Origin of the sequence: Pseudomonas sp. AAC, assembly GCF_000725445.1 — a bacterium.
Classification (GTDB): domain Bacteria; phylum Pseudomonadota; class Gammaproteobacteria; order Pseudomonadales; family Pseudomonadaceae; genus Pseudomonas; species Pseudomonas citronellolis.
This window is the reverse complement of the sequence record NZ_KL647099.1, coordinates 259,189-282,351: the sequence shown is the minus strand read 5'-3', so window position 1 is coordinate 282,351 and position 23,163 is coordinate 259,189. Positions and strand designations below refer to the sequence as shown.

The 23,163-nt window shown below is 71.5% G+C and carries 11 protein-coding genes; all 11 read right to left on the bottom strand.

Going from position 1 to position 23,163, the window contains the following annotated elements; all coding sequences use genetic code 11:
* Positions 1-57: 57 nt before the first annotated feature.
* The 11 genes from FG99_RS22550 to recC all read right to left on the bottom strand — a co-directional run bounded on the left by FG99_RS22550 (position 58) and on the right by recC (position 22,620).
* Positions 58-1,056: a fimbrial protein gene (locus FG99_RS22550; RefSeq protein WP_043272410.1), complete on the bottom strand. Its 999-nt coding sequence runs from the start codon at positions 1,054-1,056 to the stop codon at positions 58-60.
* 24 nt (positions 1,057-1,080) lie between these two features.
* Positions 1,081-3,690, bottom strand: coding sequence for a fimbria/pilus outer membrane usher protein (locus FG99_RS22545; RefSeq protein ID WP_081884699.1), 2,610 nt, complete (start codon positions 3,688-3,690; stop codon positions 1,081-1,083).
* A gap of 47 nt (positions 3,691-3,737) precedes the next feature.
* Entirely contained in the window at positions 3,738-4,481 is a 744-nt protein-coding gene (locus tag FG99_RS22540; protein WP_043272409.1) for a fimbria/pilus periplasmic chaperone, read from the bottom strand.
* Between the two features lie 51 nt (positions 4,482-4,532).
* Positions 4,533-5,081, bottom strand: a complete 549-nt coding sequence (locus FG99_RS30870) for a fimbrial protein (protein ID WP_051879123.1) — start codon at positions 5,079-5,081, stop codon at positions 4,533-4,535.
* Between the two features lie 238 nt (positions 5,082-5,319).
* Positions 5,320-5,970 carry a response regulator gene (locus tag FG99_RS22530; RefSeq protein ID WP_043272408.1) on the bottom strand — a complete coding sequence of 217 codons (651 nt, stop codon included), beginning with the start codon at positions 5,968-5,970 and terminating at the stop codon, positions 5,320-5,322.
* A gap of 63 nt (positions 5,971-6,033) precedes the next feature.
* Entirely contained in the window at positions 6,034-9,237 is a 3,204-nt protein-coding gene (locus FG99_RS22525; protein WP_043272407.1) for a hybrid sensor histidine kinase/response regulator, read from the bottom strand.
* Between the two features lie 107 nt (positions 9,238-9,344).
* Positions 9,345-10,544, bottom strand: a complete 1,200-nt coding sequence (locus FG99_RS22520; protein WP_043272406.1) for a response regulator cyclic di-GMP phosphodiesterase PvrR — start codon at positions 10,542-10,544, stop codon at positions 9,345-9,347.
* A complete protein-coding gene (locus FG99_RS22515; protein ID WP_043272405.1) occupies positions 10,541-13,339 on the bottom strand; it encodes an ATP-binding protein in 2,799 nt (932 codons plus the stop codon). Before FG99_RS22515 ends, FG99_RS22520 begins: the two co-directional genes overlap by 4 nt.
* 76 nt (positions 13,340-13,415) lie before the next feature.
* Positions 13,416-15,458, bottom strand: a complete 2,043-nt coding sequence (gene recD / locus FG99_RS22510) for an exodeoxyribonuclease V subunit alpha (protein ID WP_043272404.1) — start codon at positions 15,456-15,458, stop codon at positions 13,416-13,418.
* The gene (recB, locus tag FG99_RS22505; protein WP_043272403.1) at positions 15,455-19,135 is read right to left on the bottom strand and encodes an exodeoxyribonuclease V subunit beta; all 3,681 of its coding nucleotides are present in this window, start codon (positions 19,133-19,135) and stop codon (positions 15,455-15,457) included. The genes recD and recB overlap by 4 nt, the downstream gene beginning before the upstream one ends.
* Positions 19,132-22,620 (bottom strand): exodeoxyribonuclease V subunit gamma, encoded by a 3,489-nt coding sequence (recC, locus tag FG99_RS22500; protein WP_043272402.1) that lies wholly within the window; start codon positions 22,618-22,620, stop codon positions 19,132-19,134. The genes recB and recC overlap by 4 nt, the downstream gene beginning before the upstream one ends.
* Between the last annotated feature and the right edge of the window lie 543 nt (positions 22,621-23,163).

Genomic DNA, 23,163 nt, shown 5'->3' with positions numbered 1-23,163 from the left:
GCCGGAGGGGATCGACAGCAGGTCGGTTTTATCCCCCGCCAACGGACGAACGGTCGCTCATTCGTAGGTCATGGTGAAGGTCGCGGTGACCGCAACCTGCCCGCCCGTCACCGTGCTGGCGGTCTTGTAGTACTTGGCCGCCAGCGGGATGCTAACCGCCTGGCCGGCGCCCGTGGTGGTGGTCTGCAGCGCGCGGGTGGCCAGGGGCTGCACCAGGGTGCTGCTGACGTCGCCATAGAACAGCTGGACGCCGACGCCGCCGGCCATGCCGGCGCCGCTGGCGTTGTCGAGGACCTGGTTGCCGCTGCTGGCGCCGTCGATGCGGTACCAGACCTGCACCCCGCTGTCGCAGCGCAGGTTGATGCGGAAGGCGCGGGCCTTGCCGTTGTCGGCCAGCACGCCGAGGCCGGCGGGGAAGTCGCTCTTGAGCACGGTCGGCAGCGGCACGGTGATGCCCTGGCTGTCGGGGTTGATCTCGCAGGCCCGCGAGGTGACCGCGGTGGCGCCGGTGAAGGTCAGCTGCGCCACCTGCAGGTTCTGGTACGACACCGTGGAGGTGCCGCTGACCTGCAGCTGGCCGCCATTGAGAATCGGCCCGGTCTTCACCAGGCGCACCCACCAGGAGTTCTTCAGCGGGTACTGGGTGGCGCTCACCGGCCAGGCCAGGCTGGCGATGGGCGTCACGTTGTTGTAGTTCGGGTTGCAGTTGGCGTTGTTGCACCAGTAGACCGAGATGCCGATGCCGTCGATGTTGGTCTTGAACACCGAGGGGAAGCCGTTGCTGTTGGTGAAGCCCGGCACGGCGGCGCCGATGCCGGCGGCCAGCACGCCGGAGACGACGCCGGTGCTGTTGCAGCTGATGTTGTTGCCGCTGGCGGAGACCCAGCCGCTGCTCCACAGCTCGCTGTTCGGCGTGGCATCGACGGGCACGCTGATGGTCGCCGGCAGGCTGATGTTCAGCTGCGAGGTCATGTAGCCGGAGTCGAAGCTGCAGCTCGCCCAGGCCGTGGTCGACAGGCCGCCGAGCAACAGGCAGAACAGGAAAATCTTCTTCATGGATACCTCGTCGAACGCGGCCGCCTAGCGGGCCGCCAGTTCACCGCCGGCGGACGGGCGCACGCACACCGCCTCGGCCTGCTGGAAGGGTTTGCCGTCGCCGGCCGCGGCCGGCACCTGGTAGCGCGCCCGGCATTGCCGCTGCGGGCCTTCGCCCCAGCGCACCTGCAGCTCGCCGCTGGTGTCGCGCAGGCGCAGGAACACCCGGCTGCCCTGGCCCACCAGGGTCAGGCTGTTGCCCTTGGCGTCGAGCACCTCGGCGCCTACCGGCAGGTTGTTGCCCTGCTCGTCCAGCAGGCGCAGCAGCAACGGCTGGCCGCTGACGGTGGGGTACTTGAGCATCACCACCGCGCCGTAGCGCGGCGCCACGTTCTGCGCGGTTGTCTGCAGCTCGACGTCGTCGGGCAGGCCCTTGGGGTCGAGCGCCACCTGGTTCTCGCGGTAGGGCATCAGGCTGGAGACCACCCCGTAGCCGTTGCCGCCGACCGCGCCGCCGCTGCTGTTGACCAGCGCCGCGCCGGCCGCGCCCCTGGCCTCGATCACCGCGCGGGTCTCGCCCTGGGCCTGGCTGAAGTTGATCCCGCCCGGGTGCGCCACCACGCTGCCGGTCAGGCCCAGGCCGTACTGGTGGTAGCCCTCGCCTTCGCTGTAGCTGGCCGACAGGTTGGTCTGCGGCGCGCGGTACTGCACGTTGGCGCCGCCGGTGTTGCTGCTCTGCCCGTCGATGCGGCTGCGCGAGCCGTACACGCCGTAGCTGAACTGGTTGTAGTCGCCCAGCGAGCCGGCCACGCTCAGTTGGCTGTTGATATCGCCGTTGCTGTTGCGCGTGGTGGTGCTGTTCAGGTACGGCGCGTGGCTGAAGCGCCCCAGCGGCAGCGACAGGTTGAGCATGTACTGGGTGTCGGTCTCGCCGGACAGCGCGCGGGTGCGGTTGGCCGACAGGCTCAGGCTGCCCCAGCTGAAGCTGTTGGAGTAGCCGGCCTGGTAGCTCATGTCGCTGCCCTTGCCGGTGTTCCAGTAGTTCTGCGCCGAACCGCTCAGGTACAGGCTGCCCAGGCGTTCGCCCAGGGGCTGGCTGAGGTTGACCTGGAAGCGGTTGCGCTGGCGCCAGGCGATGTAGTTGGCGTCTTCCGGCGAGCGCGCGTAGGCGAAGTCGGCGAAGTTCAGGTAGCCGTCGCTGGAGAAGCGGTAGGCCGCCACCGCGAAGTTGGTGCGGGTGGACTCCAGCAGCTTGCTGTAGCTCAGGCGGAAGCTCTGGCCGCTGGCGCTGCCGCCCTGGTCGCCGGCCTTCAGGCCGCTGGCGTGGGACTGGGTGACGTCGAAGGCGAAGGCGCCCACCGGCGTGCTCAGGGCCAGGCCGCCCTGCAGCGCCAGGTAGTTCTCCGCGACTATGCTGCCGGTGTAGCCGGTCCACAGGTTGGAGATGCCGCGCTGGTAGGTGCCCTGGACGAAGTTCGGGGTGTCGTCCAGGCGGTCGTCGCGGTACTTGCCGGCGGTGACGCTGTAGCGCGACACGCCCGGGCGCAGCAGCTGCGCGACGCTGGCGAAGGGCACGGTGAACTGGCGCACGCGGCCGTCGGCCTCGGTCACCGTCACTTCCAGGTCGCCGGCGTAGCCGGAGTTGTACAGGTCGTCGATGACGAAGGGCCCGGGCGCCACGCTGGTTTCGTAGAGGACGTTGCCGCCCTGGCGCACCGTGACCTTGGCGTTGGTCTCGGCGGTGCCGCGGATGGCCGGGGCGAAGCCGCGCTGCGAGTCGGGCAGCATGCGGTCGTCCGAGGCCAGCTGGACGCCGCTGTAGGGCACGCTGTCGAACAGGTCGGCGGGGGTGAAGTATTCGCCCAGGGTCAGCTGCGATTTCAGCGCGGTGACGTCGCGCTGGGCGTAGCTGCTGATCGCGTCGTAGTGCCGCGTGCTCTTCTGCCGGTCGCCCTGGCTCTGGCTGTAGCTGCCGTTGTGGCGCAGGCGCCAGTCGCCCAGGTTGAGCCCGGCGTTGAGGCCGGCGTAGTACTGGTCCTGGGTGCCGCCGGCCTCGGTGCGGTAGGCGTTGGCGTTGTAGTCGACGAAGGCCGCGGTGACGCCGCGGTCCCAGTCGCGCGGGTCGACGTAGCCGCGCGACACCCGGCCCAGGTAGGCCTGGGGAATGCTCAGGTCCAGGCGCAGGTCGCCCTGGACGAAGTCCGCGCGGGCGCCGGGCACCAGGCGCACCACGTCCACGCAGTCGGCGTCCTCAAGGGCGCGCGCGGTGGCCTTGGCGTCCGGCAGCCGGGCGCTGTCCAGGCCCAGGGCCGGCAACTGGCTGCGCTTGAAGCAGTAGCTGGGCGGGGCGTCGCCCTCGCCGCCGCGCACCCGCAGTTCCTGGCGGCCGGTCCAGGTCTGGTTGACGTAGACGTCCACCCGGTAGCTGCCGGGGGTGACCGGATTGCCGTGCTCGTAGCGCGTGACGTCCAGCGGGCGGCCGTCGGGGCCGCGCAGGAAGGCCGGGTTGAAGGCGGCATAGAGCGCGTCCTCGGCGGCCCGCGGCGCGTCCGCCGGGAAGGCGGCCCAGGCCGCGGCGATGGCCAGGGCCAGCGGCCCCGGGCACGGCCAGGCGCGCCGGCGCGCGGCCGGAATACGGCGGGAATGACGAGACATCGATGTACCTTGTCGGATCGGCCCTCGCGCGCCAGGCGCGGCCGGGGTCAATGCAGGCTGGCGGTTCGTTCCGGGGCGGCGCCGTAGTCGCTCATCCAGCGGTAGCGCACCTGCCCGGCGCCCGTACCGCCGGCGAAGCCGTCGAGGGCGAAGGTCTGGCTGGCGAAGGGCGCGATCATCCCGCCCGCCGCCTTGTAGTCGCGGCCGCCCTGGACCAGGGTCAGGCCGCTGTAGGACAGGTGGTAGGGGCTGGAATTGTCGCCGCGCAGGGCATAGCCCGCGCCCTGGCGCACCAGCTGCCAGCGCACCTGGCCCACCGCGCTGCCCACGTCGCCGGGCAGCCCGGCCGGCCGGTAGAACAGCTTCAGCCGCGAGCGCACGGCGATCTGCATGTAATTGGCCTCGGCGCCCTGGGGCATGGGCGGCACTTCCAGGGCGTTGAACCAGAACAGCGACTCGCGGTCCTGCGGCAGCTTCTCGCCGGTGAACATCAGGCGCACGCTCTGGCCCTTCTGCGGGTCCAGGCGGAAGATCGGCGGCGTGATGAGGAAGGGCACGTTGGCAGTCTGCGGCGTGGAGCGTTCGTCGCCGCGGTCGGCCCAGACCTGCATCAGCACCGGCTGTTTGCCCTGGTTGGTCAGGCGCAGGGTGACCTCGCGTTCCTTCGCCGGGTAGATCACCCGCGTGCCGTCGATGACCACCCCGGCGCGGGCCAGGGGCGCGCCGAAGGCGAGCAGCAGGAGGCCGGCCAGCAGCCAGGCCGGCCGCAGCGAGGGGAAGACTTGTTTCATGGGTACCTCGATGCCCGGGGCGGAGCCTCGGGCAGGTCGATCACGGGTGGATCACTGGTAGATCAGCTGGAAGTTCGCCTGGGTCGCGACGTCACCCGCGCCAGCCCCGCCGGCCGCGGAGAAGTAGCGGGCGTAGTAATTCAGGTTGATGTCGCCGCCGGACACGTCGGTGGACTCGCCGCGGGCCACCTGGGCGCTGTAGCTGTCGTTGTGGATGTTGATCGGCTGCTGGTTCTTGTCCAGCAGCTGCACCGCCACGGCGCTGGCGCCGCCGGTGTTGACCAGGTTGCCGTTCATGTCGACGTTGGCATCCGGGACGAAGGCGACGGACACGACGTCGGCGCCAGCGCCGGAGCTGCCGGTGCAGCCGGAGACCTTGACCGAGAACGGGGTGATGCCGGTGTTGCTGCCCGGGTTCTGCAGCAGCGACTTGTCGACGTTGGGCAGGGTCACCTGGACATTGCCCGAACCGGCGTCCACCGAGCAGGTGGTATCCACCACCTTACCGGTGATCTGGATCTGCCCGGTCTGGGCCGCCTGGGCGTTTAGCGACAGGCCGGCGCCGGCCACGATCAGGGCGGCGAGCAGGTTCTTGTGCATGATCGAACTCCAATTGAATGCGGTTGCGCTGGCTGCCTGCCGAGCGGCAATGGCCCGCCCGAGGAACCCGAGCCACTCGAAGGTTCCTCGCCACCGCCTTCCAGCGCAGTGGCGATGGAGGGCCGGCAGCCTCGACGCCGCATACTTTAGGGAGTGCTCGAGAATGCTTTAATCAGACGAATCTCAAAGAAATTTCCAACTATTCCTATGTATGTAATGAGAAGATTCCTACATGCTCTTACTGGAAGAGTTCGGCCTTGATGCAGAAGGTCAGCAGCGCCTGGTCGCTGTCCACCTCCAGCTTGCGCATGGCGGCGATCTTCTGCGCGCTGACGGTCTTCACGCTGCGGTTGAGCACCCGGGCGATGTCGCGCACGCTCAGGCCCGAGACGAAGTGGCGCAGCACTTCGTACTCCTTGGTCGAGAGGCTGGCGATGCGCCCCTCGATGTCGTCGCCGCCGGGCAGCACGCTGTTCGGGTCCTGCATGCAGGCGCCGCGGTAGATGCGCCCGCCGGCGATGGCGTCGAGCGCCGCGAGGATTTCCTCCGGGTCGCTGCTCTTGGGCACCACCCCGGCCACGCCCAGGTCGTAGAGGCTGGAGAAGATCAGGTTGTTGCTGAGCATGGTGTAGATCAGCACGCGGGTGCCCGGGAACTGCCGCAGCAGGTAGCCGACCAGCTTGAGGCCGTCGCCGTACTGCTCGTCGCCGGGCATGTTGTAGTCGGCGATGACGATGTCCGGCGCCAGCTCGCCGTACAGGCGCACCAGTTCGCTGGAGTTGGCGGCCATGCCGACGATGGAGAAGCGCGGGTCCCCCTGCACCACTTCGCGCACGCCCATCCGTACGATCGAATGATCATCGGCCACCACGATTCTGAGTTTTTCCATAACGGTCTCTTGGTCATGCCTGTTGCCCGCCGCAGCGACGGGCCGTCCTTCTCAGCTTAGCCCTCAGAGGCTGCGCAGAGCCTCGTCGATCCGCGCCAGCAGGCGCTCCACCCGCGGATCGTCGCAGTCCACGCGGCCTTCCCCGAGGCCCTCCTCCAGCAGCCGGCAGCTGCGCACCAGGGCCTGCCCGCGCACCACCGCCAGGGCCCCGGCCATGCGGTGCAGGGCCTGGCACAGCGCTGCCGCGTCGCCCGCCTGACGGGCCTGGGCGGCGCTTTCCAGGTCCTGGCGCATGGTGTCGACGAACAGCCGCAGCATGTGCGCCGGCACCTGCAGCCCCGCCGCGGCCTGCGGCGCCTGCGCAGTGCCAGCCACCGCGCCGGGCGCCGCCAGCGCGCGCAGGGTGTCGTGCAGCACCTGCAGGCTCAGCGGCTTGACCAGCCAGGCGTTCATCCCCACCGCCCGGCAGCGCTCGCCCTCCTCGCGCATGGCGTTGGCGGTCACGCCGATGATCGGCAGCGCCAGGCCGCGCTCGCGCAATTCGCGGGTCAGTTGGTAGCCGTTGCAGTGCGGCATGTTGACGTCGGTGAGCAGCACGTCGAAGGTCTCGCCCTCGAACTGCCGCAACGCCTCGCGGCCGTCGCCGGCCAGGCGCACCTGGCAGCCCAGCTCCTCCAGCTGCTCGCGCAGCAGCACCTGGTTGACCGGGTTGTCCTCGGCCACCAGCACCCGCAGGCCGAGCTTGCCGAAGCGCGGCGGCTCGGCCACCGCCGGCAGCTGCTCCTCGCCGTTCTGCGCCAGCGCCAGGGTCCGGGCGATGCCGCGCAGGCTGAGCGGGCTGACGCACCAGGCGCCGCGCTCGAACTGCGGCTGGCCGGCGGCCTCGGCCAGGACGCGCACCCGCGGCCCCGACCAGTCGCAGCGCTCCAGGGCATCGGGAAACAGCTCCAGCAGCACCGTCGTCGCCTCGCTGCCGGGCGGCGGCTCGCCGGGCAGCACCAGGCAGCCCCAGCGCTGCAGCCAGGCCTCCAGGCAGCCGGCCAGCTCGCGCACGGCGCCGCGCAGGTACACCGGCCCGGATTGCAGCTGCACCTCGGCCAGGGCGCTGCCGCCCTCGCCGCTTTCGGGCAGGTCGAGGAACAGCGAGAAGCTGCTGCCCAGGCCCGGCTCGCTGACCAGGCGCAGCTCGCCGCCCATCAGTTGCGTGAGCCGCGAGCAGATGGCCAGGCCCAGGCCGGTGCCGCCCAGGCTACCGTGGCCCTCGGTGACCTGGAAGAAGGGTTCGAACAGGCGCGGCTGCAGGTGCTCGGGAATGCCGATGCCGGTGTCGGTGACCTGCCATTGCAGGCGCACCCGCGGCCCATCGTGGCCGAGCACCTTCAGGCGCAGCACCACGCGGCCGACGTCGGTGAACTTCAGCGCGTTGCTCAGCAGGTTGTTCAGCACCTGGCGCAGGCGCGCCGCGTCGCCGTGCAGGCGCGCCGGAACCTCGGCGTCGATGCAGGCGTACCACTGCAGGTGCTTGGCGGCGGCGCCGACGGCGAAGCCGCGCATCACTTCCTCGGCCAGGTCCAGGGGGCTGAAGTCTTCCTCCGTGAGGAGCATCTGCCCGGCCTCGATCTTGGACACGTCGAGGATGTCGCTGATCAGTTGCAGCAAGGTCGTCGAGGAGCCCTGGATGGCCTGCAGGTAACCGCGCTGCTGCACGTCCAGGCTGGTGAGGGCGAGCAGTTCCAGGGTGCCCAGCACGCCGTACAGCGGCGTGCGGATCTCATGGCTCATGTTGGCCAGGAACAGCGTCTTGGCGGCGTTGGCCGAGTCCGCCGCGCGCTTGGCCTCGGCCAGCGCGCCCTGAGCCTGGTGGTAGGCGGTGATGTCGCGGAACACGCAGAGCAGCGCTTCCTCGCCGTGGTAGCGGGTGGCGGCGAAGGCCGCCTGCAGGTACAGGCCGTCGTTGCGGATGCACAGCTCGCCGTGCTGCCAGCCGCCGTCGAACAGCCGCCAGTCGCGGGCCAGGGCGAGGATGTCGGCCTCGCTGCCCAGCCACTGCGCGGCCAACTGGTTGTGGATGATCAGTTGCTGGCCGTGGCGGCCCAGCACGCACAGGGCCACCGGCGCGGTGTCGATCACCGTGCGGCTGAAGGCGTCGCTCTCCACCACCCGCAGGTGCGCCGCGCTGGCCGGCCCCACCACCCGCCGCGCGTACCAGCGCACGCTGTACAGGCCGATGCCCACGCCCGTCAGCACCAGCGCCGGCAGGCTCAGCAACAGCCACTCCAGGTTGCGGAAGAACAGCGTGTAGTCCACCCCGTAGACGGCCACCCAGCCGCCGTGGGGCTGGCTGCGCAGCTTGAACAGCATGCCGCGGCTGCCCAGGCTCAGGCCGTCGTCCAGCTCCGCCGGACGCGGTGGGCCCATCAGCTGGCGGCCGTCCGGCGCCAGCAGGGTCAGCTGGCCGAACAGCGGGCGCAGGAGGGTCTGCTCGTAGTCGTTGATGCGGTCCAGGTCGAGCAGGCTGGCGGCGATCACCTGGCGCTCGCGCTCGCCTTCCCACCACAGGCTGTCCGGCAGGTCGACGGTGACGTAGCCGAGCAGCGCGCGGCTGTCGCCGTGGTAGGTGTCGGCGCGGCCCCAGTGCACCTGGTAGTCGTGCGCGGGGGGCGGGCGCTCGCGCACGCCGGCGGCGACCCGCGCGGCCACTTCGAGGAAGGTGTCGCGGGCCAGCCCGCCGCGCCCCGGGGAGCTGGCCAGGGCCGGCACCGCGATGCTGGTGGTGCCGTCCAGGTCGAACAGCAGCGCCTGCGGCGCCGGGTAGCTGGAAGTGCTCCAGACGCTGGAGTAGAAGTTCGCCAGCATCACCCCGAGGGAGAACGGCCCGGTGGAGACGCCGTCCGCCGGCGCATGGTCGCGGGCGGCCAGGGTGAAGGGCATGGCGAAGGAGAACTCGCGGCCCTCGTAGACCTCCATCGGCCCCTCGCGCCATTGCAGCGAGAGCTGCAGCGGCACTACGTCCTGGTCGCGCTTGCGGGTGGCCTCGTCGCTCTGCTGGGCGATGCGCAGCAGGAACGCCTCGTGCTCGCGGATGTCGCCCATCAGCCGGGAGAAGTGGAAGTCGATCTTGTCGTACTCCTCCTGCAGCACGCGCTTGATCGCCCAGAAGCTCACGCCCACCAGCCCGAGGCTGAGCGCCAGCAGACCGAACAGCCAGAAGTTCAGGCGCTGCGAGCTGCGGGCCAGCTTGCCGATCGAGCCTTCGTTGTGTTCCAAGGTGCAATGGGCTCCGCGCATGAAACATGCAGAATATGATTCGCTGACTGTAGATGGCCCCGGGCGAGCCCGCGAGGCTGCGCCGCCGGCGCGGCGCCGGACGAGGCTCAGGGAGCCCCCGCCGGCCCGTCTTCGTGCAGCAGGCGGTCGAAGGCCTCGGCGCACACCGCCTCGGAGATCAGGAAGCCCTGTACCCGGTCGCAGGCCAGGCGCCGCAGCAGGCTCAGCTCGGCGGTGCTCTCCACGCCTTCGGCGACCACTTCCAGGCCCAGCCGGTGGCCCAGGGCCACGGTGCTCTCCAGGGCCGCGGCGAGGGATTCGTCCTCGACGCTGCCGTGCACCAGGGCGCGGTCGATCTTCAGTTCGGTGAAGGGCGTCGACACCAGGTTGTACAGCGAGCTGTAGCCCTGGCCGAAGTCGTCCTGGGCCAGGCCGAAGCCCTTCATGCGCAGGCGGCAGGCCCCGGCATGGTAGTTGCCGGGCCGGCGCGTGGTGCTGCTTTCGGTCAACTCGAAGCACAGCGAGGCCGGCTCGCCGCCCTGCAGCACGACGAAGTCGGCCAGGCGGTCGGGCAGGCCGGGGTCGTCCAGCAGGTGCGTCGGCAGGTTCACCGACACCGGTATGCGGTAGCCCTGCTGGCGCCAGCCGGCCTGGGCGCGCAGCGACTGCTCGATCATGGTCCACAGCAACACCTGCTCCAGGCCGTGGCGGGCCAGGTCGTCGATGAAGGCGCCGGGCAGCAGCAGGCCGTGCTCCGGGTGCAGCCAGCGCACCAGGGCCTCGGCGGCGACAATGCGCCCGTCGCGCAGCGACTTCTTCGGCTGGAACCAGGCCTGCAGCTCGCCCCGCGCCAGGGCCAGCAGCAGTTGCGAGCGGCTGAAGCAGGTCGCCTGCCGGCCCGGTTCGCGCGCGGCGCCCTGGCGCTGGCCGAGGCGCTCCAGCAGCCGCGCGATGGCCGCCGGCGGCGCCGGCTTGGCGATCAGGTCGAGCACCGTCAGGCCCAGCGCCCGGGCCGCCTGGCAGGCGCCGCCGAGCACCCGCTGCGGCGCCGAGCTCATCAGTGCCAACTGCGGGCGCCACTCCAGGGTGGACAGGTGCTGGATCAGCTGCACGCCGTCCATCCCCGGCATCAGCAGGTCGCTGAGCACCAGGTCGAAGCGCTGGCGCTCCAGGCGCTCGATGGCCTCGGCGCCGTCGGCGGCCGCCTCGAGGTAGCACACGCCCTGGGTGCGCAGTTGCTCCAGCAGGTACTCGCGCTGGAAGGCCTGGTCTTCGACGACCAGCACCCGGTAAGGCAGGGGGTTCATGAAATCTCCTTCGCTGCCGCCAGGCAGCGGTACAACGTCTCCAGGTCCACCGGCTTGAGCAGGCAGTCATCCATGCCGGCGGCGAGGCAGCGCTCGCGCTCCTCGCGCATGGCATTGGCGGTGGCCCCGATGATCGGCTGCTGCCAGCCGCGCTGGCGCAGTTCGCTGGCCAGTTGGTAGCCGTCCATGCGTGGCATGTTGAGGTCGGTGAGGACCACGTCGATGTCTTCGGCGCGCCCGCGCTGCAGGGCTTCCTGGCCGTTGCCGGCCAGTTCCACGCGGCAGCCCAGGGCGTTCAGCTGGTCACGCAGGATCAGCTGGTTGATCTGGTTGTCCTCCACCACCAGCACGCGCAGCCCCTGCAGGTCGCGTGCGGCGCCCGCCGGGCGTTCGCGCTGGGCGCCGCCGCTGAGGCAGCCCTGGGCCAGCCCGATGGCCCGGCCCAGGGCGCCCAGGCTGTGCAGGCCGACCAGCCAGTCGCAGCCCAGGCGCGCCGGCTGCAGGTGCCCCTCGGCGCTGAGCACCACGCGGCAGCCCGGCCAGCCCTCCAGCGGCGGCGCCGCCGGGCCGTGCAGGCGGACCTCCACCAGCACCGACTGGTCGTCGGCCTCGGCCAGCAGTTGCGGCGTGGCCATCCGCGCCCGCGCGCCCCAGCGGGCGATCCAGCCGCACAGCGCCTCGCCCAGCTCGCGCATGGGCGAGAGCACCAGCACCGGGCCGTCCTCCAGAATCGGTTGCGGCGCCGCGGCCTCGACCGGCTCCAGCGGCAGGCTCAGGGTGAAGCTGCTGCCCAGGCCGAGGTCGCTGACCACCCGCAGGCGGCCGTGCATCAGGCGGGTGAGGCGCTTGCAGATCGACAGGCCCAGGCCGGTGCCGCCCACCTGGCGGGCGCTGCCGCCAACCTGGTAGAAGGGCTCGAACAGCCGCACCTGCTCCTCGGCGGCGATGCCGCAGCCGCTGTCGATCACCTGCCAGTCCAGGATCGCCTTGCCGCCCTCCTCGCCGCGCTGGCGCACGCGCACCAGCACGCGGCCGCTGTCGGTGAACTTCAGCGCGTTGCTCAGCAGGTTGCCCAGGATCTGGCGGATGCGCGTGGCGTCGCCGGACAGGCGCAGGGGCAGCTGCGCGTCGATGCAGCTGAACAGTTGCAGGCCCTTGGCCCGCGCCGCGCCGGCGAAGGACTGGACCACTTCCTCGGTCAGCTCCAGGGGCGAGAATTCCTCCGGCTCCAGCACCAGTTGCCCGGCCTCGATCTTGGACACGTCGAGCACGTCGCTGATCAGCTGCAGCAGGGTCGACGAGGAACGCTGGATGGCCTGCAGGTAGCCGGTCTGCTGCAGGTCCAGGCGGGTGCGGCCGAGCAGTTCCAGGGTGCCCAGCACGCCGTACAGCGGCGTGCGGATCTCGTGGCTCATGGTGGCCAGGAACAGCGTCTTGGCCTGGTTGGCGGCGTCGGCCAGCTGTTTGGCGCGGGACAGCTCGGCCTCGGCCTGCTTGCGCGCGCTGATGTCGCTGAAGGCGCAGAACAACACGTCCTCGCCGTTGTAGCGCGTCGGCGTGTAGCTCAGGTACAGGTGGCGCCCGCCGCCCACCGCCAGTTCCTCGCAGGCCGCGCCGCCGTCACTGGCGAAGGCCTGGGCGATCCAGCGCGCGCCATCGCGGGGGATCACCTGGCCGCCGTCCAGCCATTGCTCGGCCTGGGGGTTCTCCAGCACCACCGCGGCATCGGCGCGGCGCAGCACGCACAGCGCCACGGGGGCGGCGCGGATGACCGCGCGGGAGAAGGCTTCGCTTTCCTTGAGCGCCTCCAGGCGCTGCTGCGCCGGGCGGATCAGGCGCTGGTCGATGCGCTGCCCCAGGCGCTGCAGCAGCAGGCCGGCGGCCAGCGCCAGGCCGCTGGCCAGCAGGATCGGCAACCAGAGGGCAACCAGCAGTTGGCCGACGCCCTGGTGGTAGACCAGCGCCCAGTTCGAGGCGCCCAGGTGCTTGAGCAGGGCCACCTGCTGGGGAATCGGCCCCAGGCCGACGAAGTCGAAGCAGTCGCCATTCCACAGGTTGCGGAACACTTCACCGTCGGGGCTTTCGGCGGGACTGGAGAACACCACCCGGTGCCGGCGGTCCAGCAGCAGGTAGTCGCCGGCCTCGGGCCGCTGCAGCGCCGCGTCGAGGTCGTCGCCGCGGATTTCCAGACCCAACCAGCCGTCATCCAGGCGCTTGAACAGAAACAGCCGCCCCAGCGGGTCGCCGGGGTCGGCCAGCCAGCGCGTGCCCGGCCCCGCCCCGGAGCTGCCCGCCAGGGCGGCGAGCACGCCGGCCGGCAGCGCGGCGTCGGGGTGGCCCGCCTCGTTGAGCCGGCTGACCTGCGGCGTAGCGCCGGACGCCACGTGGATCAGCCCCAGGCGCTTGTCGCGCAGCTCAGCCAGGTCGCCGGGGAACAGCAGCAGCGCCCGCACGGCGCCGGGCAGCGGCAGCAGCAACGGCGCCGGCCCTTCGCCGGGCCAGGCGGGTAGCCGCGTGGCCGCGGTGACGGGCGTGGCCAGCGGCACATGGCCGCGGCCGAGGTAGTCGAGCAGCGACTCGCGCTGGCTGAAGTACAGCTGCGCCTCGTACATGGCCGCGTTCATGTCGCGGCGGCGGATCGACACCTCATGGTTGAACGCCATGCTCAGGGCGAACGCCAGGCTGCACAGCAGGCACAGCAGCAGCGCGCCGCTGAGCAGGCGCAGCAGTTTGCGGGCGGCGCTGGGAGTGGAAAAGGAGGCGTCCAGCGGACGAAGGAATTGTCCTAACTTCATTCCGCCAGCTTGTAGGCAATGACCTCAATCTGACATCAGACAATTCTAATTGTGATGCCTATCGCAATTTTGCCCCTCAAGCTTCCAGCAACCCGCTGGCCCGCTGCACCCGCCGCTCGATCGCCGCCTCCAGCACCCACTGGCCGCGTCCGGCGCTGGCCAGGCTGAACCAGCTGCGCGCGCGGGTGATGCCGGTGTAGACCAGTTCGCGGGTGAGGATGGGGTTGAGCGCGTCGGGCAGCACCAGGGCGGCGTGGGTGAATTCCGAGCCCTGGGACTTGTGCACGGTCATGGCGAACACCGTTTCCACCGCCTGCAGGCGGCTGGGCAGCACCCACTTGATGCCGCCGCGGCCGTCGGCGAAGGCCACCCGCAGCGGCCATTTGCGCTCGCCGCCCTCCTCCCGCGGCAGCGCCAGGGTGATGCCGATGTCGCCGTTCATCAGGCCCAGGCCGTAGTCGTTGCGCGTGACCAGCAGCGGGCGGCCGAGGTACCAGGCGCCGCTGTGGGGCTGGATCAGCCCCTCGTCCTGCAGCAGGTCGGCGATGCGCAGGTTCAGCCCGTCCACGCCCCAGGGGCCGCGGCGCAGGGCGCAGAGCACCTGGAACTGGCCGTGGGCGGCGAGCACGCGCCCGGCCCAGGCGTCGAACTCGGCCTGGGCGGCGTCCGGCGCCGGGCGGGTGTCGCGCAGCACCTGCAGGTAGTGGCGGTAGCCCTGGGGCGGGGCCACGCCCGTGCGGGCGGCGGCGTCGAGGAAATAACGGCCGCCGCCTTCCACCACCAGTTCGCGCAGGTCCTGGTTGTCGCGGGCGTCCAGGGCCAGGCGCGCCAAGTCGGCGTAGCCCCGTTCCCAGACCGCACGCATGGCCGCCACGTCGCCGGCGTTGACCGCCTCGGCGAGCTGGCCGATGCCGCTGGCGGAACTGAAGCGGTGGCTGTGGCGGAGCATGGCCACGGCCTGGTCGAGGGGCTGGCCGTGGGCGTCGAGCAGATCATCGTCGACCTGCTCGCCGCTGACCGCCTGCAGCCAGTCGCGGGTCGCCGCGCGGTAGTGGCCCTCGCGGGCGCGGCTGCACAGTTCGCCGAGCACCGCGCCGGCTTCCACCGAGGCCAGCTGGTCCTTGTCGCCGAGCAGGATCAGCCGCGCCTTGTCCGGCAGCGCGCCGAGCAGCGCGGCCATCATTTCCAGGTCGACCATGGAAGCTTCGTCCACCACCAGCAGGTCCAGCGCCAGCGGGTTGCCGGGGTGGTGGCGGAACTGGCGGCTGTCCGGGCGGCTGCCGAGCAGGCGGTGCAGGGTGGTGACTTCCTTGGGCACCTGCTGGCGTATCTGCTCGCCGTTGGCGAAAGCGCCGAGGTCCAGGCGGTCCACGGCGTTGGCGATGGATTCGTTGAGCCGCGCCGCCGCCTTGCCGGTGGGCGCGGCCAGGCGGATGCGCAGCGGCCGGCCGCCCTCGCCGCCCAGGGCCAGGCTCTGCAGCAGCGCCAGCAGGCGCACCACTGTGGTGGTCTTGCCGGTGCCGGGGCCGCCGGTGACGATGCCGAAGGCGTTGCCGGCGGCCAGGGCGCAGGCCAGTTTCTGCCAGTCCGCCGGGGCATTCGCCTGTTTCGGGAAGAGCGCGTCCAGGGCCTGGCGCAGGGCGTCGGTCGGCAACGCCGCGCGCAGGGCCTCGCCGCGGGCCAGGCGCTGATCGATGCCGGCGCGCACCTCGCGTTCGTACTGCCAGTAGCGACGCAGGTACAGGCGCGAGCCGGCCAGCACCAGCGGCGTGGCGCCGGGGCCCTCGCCCACCAGGCGCGGGTCGGCCAGGGCGGCCTGCCAGGCAGCCAGGTCGAGGCCGTCGAGCAGTTCGCCGGGCAGCGTCAGCGGCGTGCCTTCCAGTTCGCCGTCCGGCGGCAGCGACAGGGCGAAGCGGCTGTCGGCGAGGGTCGCGGCCAGCTCCAGGCACACGTGGCCGCGGCCCAGCTGGTGGCTGGCCAGGGCGGCGGCGAGGATCAGCAGCGGCTCGGCGTCGGGCGCCTGTTCCACCAGGAAGGCCGCGAAGGCGCGGTCCAGCTCGCGCAGCCAGCCGCGTCCGGCCCATTGGCCGAGCAGTTCCAGCAGTTGCTCGCGGGTCATGCCGGCACCTCCTCGGCGTGTTGGCTGAACAGCGCTTCCAGCGCCTCCATCAGCGCCTTCGGCGGGCGTTCGTGGAACACGCCGTGCTCGCCGCCGCGCAGGAACAGGTAGAGCGCGCCGCCGATGTGGCGATCGTAGTCGTAGTCCGCCAGGCGCGCCTTGAGCAGGCGGTGCAGGGCGAACAGGTAGAGCGCGTACTGCAGGTCGTAGCGGTGCTCCAGCACCGCCGCGCGCAGCGCCGGCGCGGTGTAGGCGGCGGCGTCGGGGCCGAGCCAGTTGGATTTGTAGTCGGCCACGTAGTAGCGCCCCTCGTGTTCGAAGACCAGGTCGATGAAGCCCTTGAGCATGCCGCCCAGCTGCGTCGGCTGCAGCGCCGGGCGCGTCTCGCCGGGCAGCACGTGGGCGCGCACGGCGGCGTCGAGGCGGGTGCTGTCGGTGGGTTTCACGGCGAACCAGAACTCCATTTCCTTCTGGTAGCTGGCCAGCGCCGCCAGTTGCACCGGCGCCGCGCCGGGCACCGCCAGTTCGGCCTGGAGGAAGGCCGGCAGCCACTGCGCCAGGGGCTCGATCCAGGCTTCCCAGCCGCGCAGCTGGCAGCGCCGGGCGATCAGGTCGCGCAGCGCCTCGGGTTGCTCCGCCACGGCGGCGAAGCCCTCGTCGGCGGCCCATTCCAGCAGGCCGTGGAGGAAGCTGCCGGGGTTGGGCCCGCGCGGGAAGGCGTGCAGGCTGCCGGCGGCCGGCGCGGCCTGGGCCAGTTCGGCCGCGGCGCTGTCGGCGTCGCCTTCGCGCAGGGTGGCTTCCTCGGCGCTGATGGGTTCGCTGGCCGGTGCCGGGGCGTCGCCTTCGGCGTCCAGGGTGGCCAGCGCGGAATAGCTGGCGATCCACCATTTCTCCGCCACCCGCCGCTGCGGCTCGCGGGCCTGGCCGAGCTGGCCGGCGCGGGCCTCGTCGTAGGCCGTGGCGTCCACCGCCGGAACCGGTTCGATGCGGATGCCGGGGCAGCCGCCGCCCAGGGCCTGCAGGCAGCCGGCGAAGCCGTCCAGGGCGATGGCCGCGCCGCCGCCGAGCAGGTAGCCGAAGGCGCCCTTGTGCAGCTCGGGGTTCTTCGCGTTGCCCGCCACCAGCGGCGCCACGCCCAGCCACAGGGCGTGGCGGGCGCGGGTCAGGGCCACGTAGAGCAGGCGCATGTCCTCGCCCAGGCGTTCGTCGTTGGCCAGGCGGTAGGCCGCCTCGGCCAGGTCCTTGCCGCGCGCCAGCTCGATCACCTTGCCGTCCTCGCCCTGGAAGCTGGGCGGCGTCTGGCTCTTGCCGTCCAGCTCCTTCCAGCTGCAGATGAACGGCAGCAGCACCAGCGGGTATTCCAGGCCCTTGGACTTGTGGATGGTCACCACCTTGATCAGGTCGGCGTCGCTTTCCAGGCGGAGGATTTCCTCGCTCGACGGGCTGGCCAGCTGCTCGGCCAGCACCCGCAGCAGGGCGTGCTCGCCGTCCAGCTCGGCGGCCTCGCGCTGCAGCCATTCGGCCAGGTGCAGCAGGTTGGTCAGGCTGCGCTCGCCGTCGGCGCGGCGCAGCAGCCGCGCCGGCAGTTCGAAGTCGGCCAGCAGCCGGCGCAGCATGGACAGCACGCCCTGCTGCTGCCACTGGCTGCGGTAGTCGCGGAAGCGCATGAGCATGCCTTCCCAGAACTGTTCGTCCTGGTTCAGCCGCTCCAGAGTCTGCCAGCCCAGGCCCAGGGTGCGGGTGGCCAGGGCGCTGCGCAGCAGGGCGTCGTTGCCCGGCTCGGCGCAGGCGCGCAGCCAGTGCAGCAGGTCGCCGGCCTCGGGGCTGTCGAACACCGAGTCGCGGTCGGACAGGTAGACGCTGGCCAGGCGCCGCGCCGCCAGTTCCGCGCGCACCGCCTCGGCCTCGCTGCGCCCACGTACCAGGATGGCGATGTCCGCCGGGCGCAGCGCGCGGCCCGTGCCGTCGGCCTTGTACAGCCCGGCGCGGCCCTGCTGGGCCAGGCTCAGCCAGTGGCGGATGGCGCTGGCGGCGCCGGCGGCCATCTGCTCGCGGTAGAGCCGGCTGCCGACCACCTGGCCGTCGTTCTCCAGCTGCCAGAGGGTCAGCGCCGCGGCTTCCTCGCCGTCGATCAGCAGGCGCTCGTCGCGGCCCTTGGCGGCCACTGCCTGGAACGGCACCGGGTTGTCGCCCTGCGCGGCGAAGCGGAAGGCGCCGCGCTCGTGGCCCTCGGCGAAGGCGAAGCAGTGGTTCACCGCCTCCACCACGGCGAGGGTCGAGCGGTAGTTGGTGCCCAGGGTGTAGTGGCGCCCGGCGGTGGCGGCGCGGGCGCGCAGGTAGGTGTGGATGTCGGCGCCGCGGAAGGCGTAGATCGCCTGCTTGGGGTCGCCGATCATGAACAGGCCGCAATCCCTGGGGTTGTCGGCGATGCGGTAGATGCGCTCGAAGATGCGGTACTGCAGCGGGTCGGTGTCCTGGAATTCGTCGATCAGCGCCACCGGGAACTGCTGGCGGATGCGCTCGGCCAGGTGCTCGCCGCCGGGGCCGGCCAGGGCGCGGTCCAGGCGCGCCAGCAGGTCGTCGAAGCCCAGTTCGGCGCGGCGCTGCTTCTCCGCCTCCAGGGCGCGGCTGACTTCGCCCAGTGCGTGCAGCAGCAGTTGCGGGGCGATGTCCGGCTGCTGCTCGGCGGCCTCCAGCCAGGCATCGATGGCCTGGAACGCGGCGTGCTCGGGCACCAGGGTCTTGGCCTTCACCTTGATCCGCGTCTGGCCGAAGCGGTGGAGGTTTTCCGGCGCCGCGCCGCCCAGGCTCCAGGCTTCCAGTGCCTGCAGCCAGCCTTCGAAGACGGCGTCGTCGTCCTTGTTGCGGTAGCTGTTGCCGTTGAGCTGCGGGCGCAGGTCGATCAGCAGTTGGCGCAGGCCCTGGGCGTCGGCGGCCCAGGCGGCGCGGGCCTGCTGCGCCAGTTCGTCCAGGCGGGCGTAGAAGGCGCCGGTCTCCTCCAGCAGCTCGCGCAGCGAGCCGGGCGCGCTCAGCGGCTGGTCGGCATAGCGGAAGCCGGCCTCCTGTTGCGCCAGCAAGGGCTGCAGCAGGCGCGCCAGGGCTTCGGGGCCGCCCTTGTAGATGTCGCCGACCACCTTCGCCGCCGGCGCCGGCAGCGGGTAGAAGTTGCGCCGCCAGTAGTCGCGCACCACTTCGGCGAGCAGTTCGCTCTGGTCGGTGATCAGGTCCTGGGTGAACAGGCTGCCGCTGTCGAAGGCGTGCTCGCGGAGCATGCGGTAGCACCAGCTGTGGATGGTCGACACGGCGGCCTCGTCCATCCATTCGGCGGCCAGGCGCAGCAGGCGCGCGCAGCCGGGCCAGCGCTGCTCCGGGTAGCTGGCGCGCAGCTCCACCAGCAGCGCGTCGTGCTGCAGCGCCGGCTCGGCGAAGCAGGCGGCAGCCTCGCCCAGGCGCGCGCGGATGCGTTCGCGCAGTTCCTGGGTGGCGGCGTCGGTGAAGGTCACCACGAGGATTTCCGGCGGGCTCAGCGGCCGGCCGAAAGCCAGTTCGCCGCCGTGGTCGAGCACCAGGCGCAGGTACAGCAGGGCGATGGTGAAGGTCTTGCCGGTGCCGGCGCTGGCCTCGATCAGGCGGCTGCCGTGCAGGGGGAATTCCAGGGCGCGCAGTTCGCGGCTCATTGGCCTTGCTCCTCGTCGTCGCGGCGTTGCAACAGCTGGTACAGCGGGCCGTAGAGGTTCTCGGCCCAGGTGGCGAATTCGCCGCTGGCGTTGAGGCTGGCGAAGTCCGGGTAGACCCGCGCCAGGGCCGGCGAGGAAGCCGCCTCGCCGCTGCTGCCGAAGCCGCCGTCATAGCGCTTGGCCGCCTCGCTGGCGGCGCGGGCTTCGTCACCGGCGGCGCCCAGCCAGGCGAAGGCCGCCTTGCAGGCCACCGGCAGCGGCCGGCGCAGGCCTTCGAGCCAGGCGGTGATCAGCGCGTCCAGGTGGCCGCGGGCGATCTCCGCGGTCAGCGGCGGCAGTTCCAGGGTGCCGGTCTGGCTGACCAGCAGGCTGCGCACCGGCGCGCCGCACAGTTGCAGGCCCAGGTGGCGCACCCAGTGGCGCACCAGGCTGTGCCACTTGTAGCCGCGGCCTTCGTGCAGCTTGCCGCTGACCAGCTGCACGCTGGCCCACTGGCCCTCGGCGTTGCGCCGCAGGCCGCCGAGCCAGTCGCCCAGCTCCACGCCGCTGGCCGCGTGGCTGTGGATAAGCTCGCGCTGGCCTTCCTCGGCCTCGCTCCAGTGCTCCAGTTCCTCGCGGTAGCGCGTCAGCAGTTCGCCCAGCGGCGCGCTCAGCTCGCGGGCGCTGAAGGCGCCGAAGGCCGCCAGCGGCAGGCGCCCCTCGCCGCGCAGGCGCGCCAGTTGCCCCTCGATGCGGCCGGGCAGTTCGCCGTCGGCCCAGTGTTGCTCGATCCACGGGCGCAGGCGCTCGCACAGTTCGAACTGCAGCTGCCAGACCTGCAGGCCGTCGAGGGCGAAGGTTTCCTCGTCGTGGCCGGTCAGGTCTTCCTCGGCGAAGCGCACCTTCAGGCGCTGCTGGAAGAAGGCGTTGACCGGGCTGGCGAGGAAGTCGGCGAGCACGCGCAGGCCGATGGGCGCGTCCGGCAGCAGTTCGGGCAGCGGCGCCTCGGCCTGTTCCGCCGGCTCGTCGTCGCGGTGCACCTCGCGCCATTCGCGGGCGTAGGTGTAGAAGCCGTCGACGCCCTCGCCCCGGCCTTCGAAGTAGCGGCGGCTGAAGGGTTGCAGCGGGTGTTCGGTGGTCAGCGCGTGGAGCAGCGCCTTGCCGTCGCCGGGCTGGCCGGCCAGCGACCAGCCGGCCGCCAGGTGGTCGCGCAGCTGGCCGATCAGCACCGACGGCGGGCGCTCGCTGTTGTCGCGGATGCTGCGGCCCACCCAGCTGACGTAGAGCTGGTCGCGCGCCGAGAGCACGGCTTCGAGCAGCAGGTAGCGGTCGTCCTCGCGCCGCGAGCGGTCGCCCGGGCGGTAGTCGTTGCGCATCAGGTCGAAGTCCAGCGGCGGCTGCTGGCGCGGGTAGTCGCCGTCGTTCATGCCCAGCAGGCAGACCACGCGGAAGGGAATGGCGCGCATCGGCATCAGCGTGCAGAAGCTCACCGCGCCGGCCAGGAAGCGCTGGTTCAGGCCGCCGGCGTCGAGGCCGCCGAGCCAGGCCTCGCGCACCACCGACAGCGGCAGCGGTTCGCCGAAGGCGGCGCGCCCGCAGGTTTCCAGCCAGCGTTCGAGCAGTTGCAGCAGTTGCTGGCGCAGCAGTTCGTCGTGCTCGTCGCGGGTCAGGAAGAAATCGTCGAGCAGCTGGCGCAGGCGCTCGCGCCAGACCTCCGGCGGCGCCGGCTCGGCCAGGCGCTCGCAGGCCTCGGCCAGGCGCTGCAGCAGGCCGGCCAGGGGGCCGAGCACGGCGGCGTCCAGGCCGCCGATCTCGGCGTAGGGCTGGATGCCCTGGAAGGCTTCGCCCTCGCCCACCGCGAAGCCCAGCAGCATGCGCCGCAGGCCGAAGCGCCAGGTGTTGGCCTCTTCGGCGGCGGGCAAGCCGAGGTCTTCGCGCTGCTCGCCATCCAGGCCCCAGCGCACCCCGGCGCCGTCGATCCAGCGTTGCAGCAGCGGCAGGTCGGCCTCGCCGATGCCGAAGCGCGCGCGCAGGGCGCCGACGTCCAGCAGGTCGAGGATTTCGCTCACCGCGAAGCGGCTGTCGGGCAGCTGCAGCAGATGCTCCAGGGCCACCAGCAGCGGCTCGCGGCCGCGCTGGCCCTGGTCGGCCAGGGTGAAGGGGATGAAGCGCCGGTCGTCGCGCCCGAGCTGGCCGAACACCGCCTGGATGTGCGGCGCGTAGGCGTCGATGTCGGGGACCATGACGATGACGTCGCGCGGGCGCAGCGTAGGGTCGGCGTCGAAGCGCGCCAGCAGTTGGTCGTGCAGCACCTCCACCTCGCGCTGGGCGCTGTGGGCCAGGTGGAAGCGGATGGAGCGGTCCCGCGCCGGCTCCAGGGCCGGCCATTGCGCGCGGGTCTCGGCCAGCGGGCGCAGTTCGAGGATGTCGTCCTGCAACTGGCCGAGCAGGTGCGCCGGCGACTCCTCGCTGAACAGATCGATGCGCCCGCCGCTGACCTCGCCGAAGCGGCTGCGGTAGCTCTCGGGGTTGTCGTACTGGTCGAGCAGGTTGATGTAGTCGCGGCCCTGCTTGCCCCAGGCGGCCAGCAGCGGCTGGGCATACTGGTGCTGGAGGTCGTCGTCCAGTTGCAGCGGCACGCCGGGGCGGCGCTGCTGGCGGCGGTATTCGTGGCGCAGCAGGTCCTTGTCGGCGACGATGTCGGCCCAGTGGTGGCGGCAGGGGTTGTGCACGCACAGCAGCACCTGGGCCACCTGCGCCAGCGCGGCCAGGGCTTCCACCGTCTGCGCCGGCATGGCGGAGATGCCGAACACCACCACCCGGCGCGGCAGGCCCTTGGGCGGCGCGCCTTCGCGCAGGCGTTCGAGGAAGCGCCGGTGCACGCCGGCGCGGCTGCCGGCCAGGCCGTCCTCGCCCACCTCCGCCAGCAGGGCGCGCCACAGCTCGGCCTGCCAGCGTTCGTCGTCGTTCAGCGGGCGAAGGTTGCCGCCGGCGGTGCGCAACTGGTCGCGGTGCTCGCTCCAGTCCTCCAGCCAGTCGGCGCGGTACACCTGGTACTGGTCGAACAGGTCGGCCAGGCGCTCGGCCAGCTGGTAGCGCTTGCGCAGGTCGGCGTCGTCGGCGAGGAAGCGGCGCAGGGCCTGGAATTCCTCGCGCGCCAGGAGGGTCGGCAGCAGGCGCATCAGGCGCCAGGTGAGCGGCGCCTTGTCCAGCACCGAGACTTCCGGCACCTGGTCCTTGCCCAGCGCGCCGCGGTAGGCGCGCCAGAGGAACTGCGCAGGCAGCTGCACGTCCAGCGCCGCAGTGATGCCGCAGCCGCCGTCGGCGACGTCGCGGCCCAGGGCCAGTTTCAGCCACTGGGCGATGCCGTTGCTCTGCACCAGGATGGTTTCGCTTTCCAGCGGCGCCAGCGGGTAGCGCGCCATCCAGGCCACCAGCAGGTCGCGCAGCGCCTCGGGGTGGTTGCCGTGGATGACCATCAGGCCGGGGCTCAGGGCTTCGCTCATCGTTTCTCCAGGTTTGCCGGGGGGCCCGGCAATTTGAGCAGAAGCCGGGGTGGGGTGGGAGGGTTTTTCCCAAGGTGGGGGATTGTATCGGGGTGGGGCGACGTTCTGTGTCGCGAAGCGCATGCTTTGGCTGGGCCAGGTGTAGGGCGCATAACGCCTATGGCGTTATCCGCCGTTTGACCTCGATCCCAGGCGCGCTTCGGGTCGGGCCACGGATCACCTGCTTCCGGGCACTCCGAACTCGACCGCGAAGCCGGGCATGAGCTGGGTGAAACGGCGGATAACCGCGAACGGTTATTCGCCCTACGCCAAGGCTGGGCCAGGCGTAGGGCGCATAACGCCTACGGCGTTATCCGCCGTTTGACCTCGATCCCAGGCGCGCTTCGGATTGGGCCACGGAGCACCTGCTTCCGGGCACTCTGGGCTCGACCGCGAAGCCGGGCATGTGCTGGGTGAAACGGCGGATAACCGCGAACGGTTATTCGCCCTACGCCAAGGCTAGGCCAGGTGTAGGGCGCATAACGCCTACGGCGTTATCCGCCG